Source organism: Paenibacillus xylanexedens (assembly GCF_007676705.1).
Classification (GTDB): domain Bacteria; phylum Bacillota; class Bacilli; order Paenibacillales; family Paenibacillaceae; genus Paenibacillus; species Paenibacillus xylanexedens_C.
Window position 1 is genome coordinate 316,321 of sequence record NZ_VEBF01000005.1, and the last position, 6,998, is coordinate 323,318.

The window sequence follows — 6,998 nt, forward strand, 5'->3', positions numbered from 1 at the left end:
AACTTATGCAGTAAACCGGTAACCCGCGCCCCAGACGGTTTCGATATACTCCGGATTTTTGGGGTCTGTCTCCAGCTTCCCACGCAGTTTGCGAATATGGACGGTTACCGTTGCAATGTCTCCGGTGGAATCCATGCCCCAGATGCGCTCGAACAGATCGGATTTGCTGAATACACGATTGGGATGACTCGCAAGAAATACAAGTAACTCGAATTCCTTGGTTGTAATCGCCACCTCTTCTCCATTAACGAAGACGCGGCGTGATCCTTTGTCAATGTGAAGCCCACGAATGTGGATTTCATCCTGCTGGGCCGGTTTGTTTTTGCCAAGTAGTCTCTCGTATCGGGTCAAATGAGCCTTTGCCCGCGCAACCAATTCACTTGGGCTGAACGGTTTTGTAATAAAGTCATCGACTCCCAGATTGAATGTCCTGATCTTATCGATTTCTTCCTTTTTCGCGGAAACGACAAGGATGGGAACTTCCTTCACTTCGCGAATGCGCCTGCAACATTCGAAGCCGTCGAGTCCCGGAAGCATCAGATCAACAATGATCAGATTATAGTCCCCCTCCAGTGCCTGCTTCAGGCCTTCATCTCCAGTATGGCAGAGATCCACGGAAAATCCGTTGAGCTCAAAATAATCACGTTCCAGTTCCGCAATCGTTGTTTCATCTTCAATGATCAAAATGTTTGCCATTACTTATTAGTCCCTCTCTTCATTCAGCCGTTTCAGCTTGATATATATGCTCGTGCCATCATTAGGCTGGCTTTCAGCCCAGATGAAGCCCCCATGTCCATCAATGATTTGGCGGGCAATTGCCAGCCCAAGTCCACTTCCGCCCGTTGAGGAATTGCGGGATTGTTCTGCACGATAGAAGCGTTCAAATATATAAGGCAGTGCCTCTTCGGGTATTCCCCTGCCATTATCTTTAAAGGCCATCGTAATCCATTTCTCATCCGCTTGAAGTGTAATCTCGAATCGTTTGTGTTCATTCTCCATGTATTTGAGTGCATTATCCACCACATTGACAACGGTACGTTTTAGCTTCTCCGGATCCACAGCAGCCATGGCGGGACCATCCACCTGGTTATTCCAATCCAGGGCAACACCTTTATCCTCCAGATCGTACTTCAGCTCTTCAATGCTATCTTCAAGGAAATCAGCGAGATCAACTGTCTTGAACAGGAAAGGCTCTTGGTTCAAGTCGAGCTTCGAATACAAAAACAGTTCATCCACCAGCTTATCCATGCTAACTGCTTTGGAGTGAATGATATTAACGTAACTCTCCATTTTCTCGGGAGTATTAGCCACTCCGTCACGAATGCCCTCAATATAACCTTTGATATTGGTAATCGGCGTACGGAGATCATGCGAAATGTTGGAGATGAGCTCTTTGCGGTTCGCTTCGTCTTGCTGACGTAACGCATAAGAGCGCTGTAATTGATTCCGCATGCTCTCAAACGCTTCGCTGAGTTGACCAACCTCGTCATTGGAGTTTAGCTGAAGCTTAAAGGATAGATTGCCATCCTTAATATGCTCGGCTGAACTTCGAAGTTGATTCAAGGGTTTAATGAAGCTGCGCGTGATCCAGCGGAACAAGAGCAGATTCGCAATGATGAGGACACCGATAAGCAGGATTGACATCACAGGTAGCAGCTTGCGAGTAAGCTCCGCAAAGGGGCTTCTCTCACGAATGACGAAGATACTCCCCCGTTCCCCATCTGAATATTGAAAATCAAATTTCGCATATGCGTAAAATCGCTCACCAATATTGAAGGTGCTCCGAATCTGATAATTGTTAAGATCATAGGCAGGCAGTGCTTGCTTCAGTTCTGGCTGGTTGAAAGTCAGTGATTCGAAGATCTGGCTATTCTCCCGTCTGACGTAGAGCCCTGACTTCTCGGCTCGAAGCTTCATGTCATATTCACGCAGCAAAACCTTGTTCTGCAGGTCGTCCGGGTCATTTTTGGCCAGGAACTTCATCTCTTGAAAGATCGAATCTCCCTGTTCAGTCAAAGGGTTGATCTGATAATGTACCTTGTATATATCTCGGAAACTCTGTAGATCCCCTGTCGCAGCAATCGTATACAGACTTGCCGTAAGCAGGATGAACAGTAGACTTATAACAAGCATGCCCGTGAAGGACAGCAGCATTTTTATTCGAATTGACATGGGTTCCCCTTCTCAAGCAAGCAATTGGATTAGTTAGTGCACATGTTAACACAAGATGGATTCTATTGCCCATATTTAAAAAAGAGGTTTGGCATTCGCAAGTTGTGGCGTTATCCTTTATGAGATCCTCAAACGCTGATTTTTATTTAGCCGAAAGTAACCTTTTCATTATATATATTGACAGTGATAATCGTTATCAATAATGTTGGAGTAAGGTGCACAACGATTGATCTTAGAATGACCGGCAAACACTTTTGAAATGAGGTACGAGATGTGAAAGTAGACGTTAATCAGTTAGCAGCGCATTTTGCACACATTCCTTTTCAAGTCGAAGGAATATATCGATATGCTAGAAATCCCGGGGTCCCCCATGCTGACTATACCGATTCTTTTCCTGGATTTGTGTTCCCACTTACAGGAGAAACGCAATTTCAATTTGATGGCACGCCCTATATCTTTTCGCCAGGAAAAGTAGTACATGGGGGTGCAAAAATGAAACTGGACCAAACTGTGTCTAATAGATCGGAATGGGAATACATCCTCGTTTTATACCGAATATGTAGTTCAGATCTGGAAGAGTCAAGTTTTTCTCATCAGCATTTTGAATTATCTACGGGCCAATCCCCTCGTCTGATCGAATTAGTTATGCGTCTTTGGCATGTGTATAACCAGCGTGGAGGTATTTCAAGGTTTCAGACCGAGATGCTGTTTCGCGATGTACTGAATGAGACTTTAATATGTGTTGATCATAGGCAAAATAGTTGCGAATCAGATGCTTTGTTTGAACGAGTCTCTGCTTATATTCAAGAATACTATGATCAAAGTCTGACTGTCTCATCGCTTGCAGAACAAAATAACGTTAATCGAAATCGACTTTCCTATGTGTTTAGAAGACATGCAGGTATGGGTCCAGCAGAATATGTATTGAAATATCGTATAAAAATAGCACAACAAATGCTATTGGCAAGTGATGCGTCTGTACAACAGATTGCTGAAACCGTCGGCATTGCTGACCCCTTTTATTTTAGTAGAGTGTTTAAGAAACACTGTGGTATTTCTCCTACGGAGTATCGTCTGAAGTTCATCAATAATCCATCCTGATTTCAATAGGCATCCATGTTATACCAAAGCTTAGATCAGTATACTGAACATAAAGGATTAATACACAGGAGGAATGACTATGCACTATCAAGCTATTCAATTAAATGAGGAATTTTCGAAATTAAACGATCTTTGGTCTCCCAAACTCATTGGTGAAATGAATGACTATCAATTTAAGATCGTTAAGATTGCTGGAGATTTTGAGTGGCATGTTCATGAGGAGACCGATAAGTTATTTTTTGTGCTCGAAGGGGAAATGATAATTGATTTTCGTGATGGGCAAGTGAAGATTTCCAAGGGCGAGATGTATATTGTCCCCAAGGGAGTCGAGATCAAGCCTTCCGCCGAAAAGGAATGTCATATCATGTTGATGGAGCCTGCAAGCGAAGTAAATAATGGCGGGACTAAGGCCGAATAAGGGTCAGTTATTGGAACCAGGATGTCAATTTGCAATATCAGAGTCAGAGAGCCGATAACCGCGTAATAGGCGGTTATCGGCTCTGCGTCTGTACGGCTAGCTCTTGGACATGCATTAATCAGCAATCTCTCGGTTATGTCACTTGTTGCTGGCCTTCTTGATCAATTCCACACCATCATATGTCAGACTTTCCACACTTGCTGCCTTCTGCAGTATGTAATGATCAAAAAAGTTCTTCGCATAGTCTGTAACAAGATTTCGCATCTCCATAGCATCCCGTTCACCTCTGAGTTCCTCATTAACACTGGTAAACACGATGTCGCAGTAATCTAAATGTGCAACACGATCAACTGAGAAATAATAGGTTTCCATGCTATTGTTAGCGCCAATAATCGCATTCATATTATAGTTAGGTTCACAAAACAGTAGCAAGAAGGGTTTCTTAAGATCGCTGTCAAGAAGTCCGAACGCACCGCTATCCAAGCCAATCCCGCAGGCGAACCGGTCGTCATCCCGGCAAACCATCGCCGTCGTAGGCCCTCCATAAGAATGTCCGACTATGCCCATGCCGATGTCAAGCAACAATCTGCCCTTAAAGATGGAATTCAGCTCTCCAGAGTCCAGTTTGTAAAGATAATCGGCTACATACCTAACATCTTCTGCCTGTAATTCACTATACTCTGTTAACTTGGCAAGTATCGGCAGTGTAAGCACGTTACGGCACATCTCAATGGCAGTTTCATCGTCAGGCCGCATCTCCATCTTACCAGCCAACGCCAGCATCTCCGGATTTTCACCAAACGCTGTAATGACATCCGAAAAATCCTTGGATACATTAAACAGGCGCCCATCTTTACGCTTATACATCGTGCTATTCTGATGGCCGATGCTTACCACAACATATCCCATGCTTGCCAAGTCTGTACAGATCACTGTACCCCATTCTGGAGAACCGCCCCCGCCGCAAACATAGAATAACACCGGATAGCGCTTTTGCTTCCCGGAGAGAGCAAGGTCGTCGTAACACTGGGTCTTGATATCTATAGAGAAAACATCCTTCAACGCAGTGACAAGTGGCTGCTCATTAAACATCTCGTAGACTTCAGGAAACATGTACGTTGATGTAGTCTTACCTTCGCTACTGTCAGACGGATAGTACACAAAAGCGGTCAGTTCTCTTTTGGAGTAATCTGATGCCGTGTACTCAAAATCCATCTGGGTTCGACCGACAGTATAGCCGCCAATTGGTTCTGGAAATGCGTTATAGGTTTTCATTTTCTTTCCCCCTTGAGATCGCTAACCATTTCAGAATATTTATGATCTTCAACCAGCCCATGACCCATAAAGTCAGTAAAGTACTTGCTAATCTTATGTTGCAGCTTAGAGTCCTTAATATCGAATTCCCTAAAAAACATGATTAAATTAAACTGCATTGACTCAAACATAAAAGAAATCAGGTCATCGTCAATATCAGGTCTGAGATATCCATCAACCCTCATTCGGCGTAAAATGTCCTTGATTAAGGGGGATGACTCTCCCTTTAGCACATTCAGATATACTTTAAGCAAAATGTTCTCAGGAATGTATAAAAGTGTTTTAGTGAGTTTGATTTCCAACTCATTCAGTGGCTCGGTCACCATGCCATTAACGTTACCAAATAAGCCTGTAAGGAAAAACTGGAAAAGGGAATCTTCATTACTGTTATTAAAATACGCTGCTCTTTTCTGGGTCACATTACGTATTAAGAGACAATAAAGGTCATCTTTGTCTTCAAAATACCGATAAAATGTTCCGGGGTGCATGGACAAACTATCCAAAACCATCTTCATAGTTATATCCTCGTAAAGATTATCAACAAAAAGATGCATAGCGCTATTAGATATTTGCTCGCGCCTTGCTTCATCTAAACGAAAGAAAGTATTTTTTGGCATAGATTACTCCTTAATGTGAAGTGTGAACTGATTCACACTATATCGATAATCAATTCACATGTCAAGTAGTCTTGAAAGATTAATATCATTAAAAAAAATTAAAACCACTGTATATAACATTATCCCTTCTACGAGATGAGTGAATGGAGTTGTTTGGTTTTTTACGCAAGAGTTGCTACAGTTTTATAAAATTTAGATTTACAAAAAGATATTCTAACTACTTTTGATTGTGAAAAAATTTGGGAAGAAATATGCAAGAGCCGCTGATCAGAGTGATCAGCGGCTCTTTGAGATGTTTGTATTATTATTCAGTTGGTGAGGGGTGTAATTCATGATTATCGGATCAGATATCTATTCAACGAGGAAGCACTTCAAGCACTTTACCACTTCCATCTTCGATAATACGTATACTGTTGTCATCGATGAGTTGAATGGTACTATCTGAATTCAAAATTTCTTGCTGGCCCGTTACCCCGTGAGCAATAGATTTGCGAATCAGACCTTTATTTTTGAATACCAACGTGTAAAGATCGTAGTCTTCCGTTTTTCGATTAGTGTGTTCAATGATGACAATAAATAGATTTTGGGTACTCCTCTTGAAATTTATCTTGAGATCATGAGTATTTATATTAATGTCCTTTATACCTAACGGAATTTAACTCTTTTGTCCAGTAGAAGCATTCGTAATCTCAAGATCTCCTTTTGCAGCGCGAATGACATAGGTGTAACCCATGTTGCTACCATAAAAAGTATCGGTATAATTGCTCAGCCCAGTCACGGTTATCTTATTCGTCTTCGTATCTCGATGAGTCACTTCCCCGCCCATAGCAGATGCAAGAAATCTAATGGGTACATAAAGGTGACTAATATACCACACAGGTTCGCTGCCCATATCTACTTTTTGACCATCCACTTCGGCAATGCTGCTTCCCAAGTGCACAACAATATGCTTCTGACTGTTCTTCAGTACGGCCGTATTATCATCTTCCATCCCCCACACTAGGCCTGCCTTAATACCCAGTGAGAAAAAACTTCCGTAAGTGACTCCATCCTTGATTAACGTCTCAACATGGTTAATACGACCGTCTGCCCACTGAATTTCCAAATCAACGTATTTGGATGCTGCTTCAGATTTTTGAGCCCCCAATGGTAATAACACCGACATCACTAATGCAACGACAACTACTTTTTTCAAATGCTTCATTTTCACAGTGACTCACCCACTTCATGTAATTTTTAATCTTACAATAGTAACGTTAGATTCCAATAAAAGTTTGATCAGCTTTAGACAGGAATTTGGTTCCTGATAACAAAAAAAAGCCGCTAAAATGGTCATAACCCTGTCAAGTAGACAGTACAAAAAAGACAAAATTTAA

The 6,998-nt window shown here is 42.1% G+C and carries 8 protein-coding genes; 2 read left to right on the forward strand and 6 right to left on the reverse strand.

All coding sequences use genetic code 11. The annotated features are described in order from the left end of the window. Positions 1-3: 3 nt before the first annotated feature. Positions 4-696, reverse strand: coding sequence for a response regulator transcription factor (locus FS628_RS24175; RefSeq protein ID WP_145325518.1), 693 nt, complete (start codon positions 694-696; stop codon positions 4-6). 6 nt (positions 697-702) lie between these two features. Beyond that, positions 703-2,172: a sensor histidine kinase gene (locus tag FS628_RS24180; RefSeq protein WP_145325519.1), complete on the reverse strand. Its 1,470-nt coding sequence runs from the start codon at positions 2,170-2,172 to the stop codon at positions 703-705. Between the two features lie 273 nt (positions 2,173-2,445). Here FS628_RS24180 and FS628_RS24185 point away from each other — a divergent pair, with 273 nt between their 5' ends. Beyond that, on the forward strand, positions 2,446-3,273 hold the full coding sequence (locus FS628_RS24185) for an AraC family transcriptional regulator (protein WP_145325520.1): 828 nt from the start codon (positions 2,446-2,448) through the stop codon (positions 3,271-3,273). 79 nt (positions 3,274-3,352) lie between these two features. Then, positions 3,353-3,691, forward strand: a complete 339-nt coding sequence (locus FS628_RS24190) for a cupin domain-containing protein (protein ID WP_145325521.1) — start codon at positions 3,353-3,355, stop codon at positions 3,689-3,691. A gap of 138 nt (positions 3,692-3,829) precedes the next feature. On the opposite strand, the gene FS628_RS24195 is transcribed toward FS628_RS24190, so the two are convergent. From FS628_RS24195 to FS628_RS32790, 4 genes are all read right to left on the reverse strand, one after another. Then, the gene (locus FS628_RS24195; RefSeq protein WP_145325522.1) at positions 3,830-4,966 is read right to left on the reverse strand and encodes an alpha/beta hydrolase; all 1,137 of its coding nucleotides are present in this window, start codon (positions 4,964-4,966) and stop codon (positions 3,830-3,832) included. Next, positions 4,963-5,622, reverse strand: coding sequence for a TetR/AcrR family transcriptional regulator (locus FS628_RS24200; RefSeq protein ID WP_145325523.1), 660 nt, complete (start codon positions 5,620-5,622; stop codon positions 4,963-4,965). The genes FS628_RS24195 and FS628_RS24200 overlap by 4 nt, the downstream gene beginning before the upstream one ends. A 355-nt stretch (positions 5,623-5,977) precedes the next feature. Continuing rightward, complete coding sequence (locus tag FS628_RS32785) at positions 5,978-6,142, reverse strand: hypothetical protein (RefSeq protein ID WP_260871167.1); 165 nt, start codon at positions 6,140-6,142, stop codon at positions 5,978-5,980. Positions 6,143-6,277: 135 nt separating this feature from the next. Beyond that, entirely contained in the window at positions 6,278-6,817 is a 540-nt protein-coding gene (locus FS628_RS32790; protein WP_260871168.1) for a copper amine oxidase N-terminal domain-containing protein, read from the reverse strand. Positions 6,818-6,998: the final 181 nt, after the last annotated feature.

Excerpts from the sequence above, each read along its gene's own strand:
- FS628_RS24175 (WP_145325518.1), bottom strand. The coding sequence starts at position 696 with ATGGCAAACATTTTGATCATTGAAGATGAAACAACGATTGCGGAACTG.
- FS628_RS24190 (WP_145325521.1), top strand. The coding sequence starts at position 3,353 with ATGCACTATCAAGCTATTCAATTAAATGAGGAATTTTCGAAATTAAAC.
- FS628_RS24195 (WP_145325522.1), bottom strand. The coding sequence starts at position 4,966 with ATGAAAACCTATAACGCATTTCCAGAACCAATTGGCGGCTATACTGTC.
- FS628_RS24200 (WP_145325523.1), bottom strand. The coding sequence starts at position 5,622 with ATGCCAAAAAATACTTTCTTTCGTTTAGATGAAGCAAGGCGCGAGCAA.
- FS628_RS24180 (WP_145325519.1), bottom strand. The coding sequence starts at position 2,172 with ATGTCAATTCGAATAAAAATGCTGCTGTCCTTCACGGGCATGCTTGTT.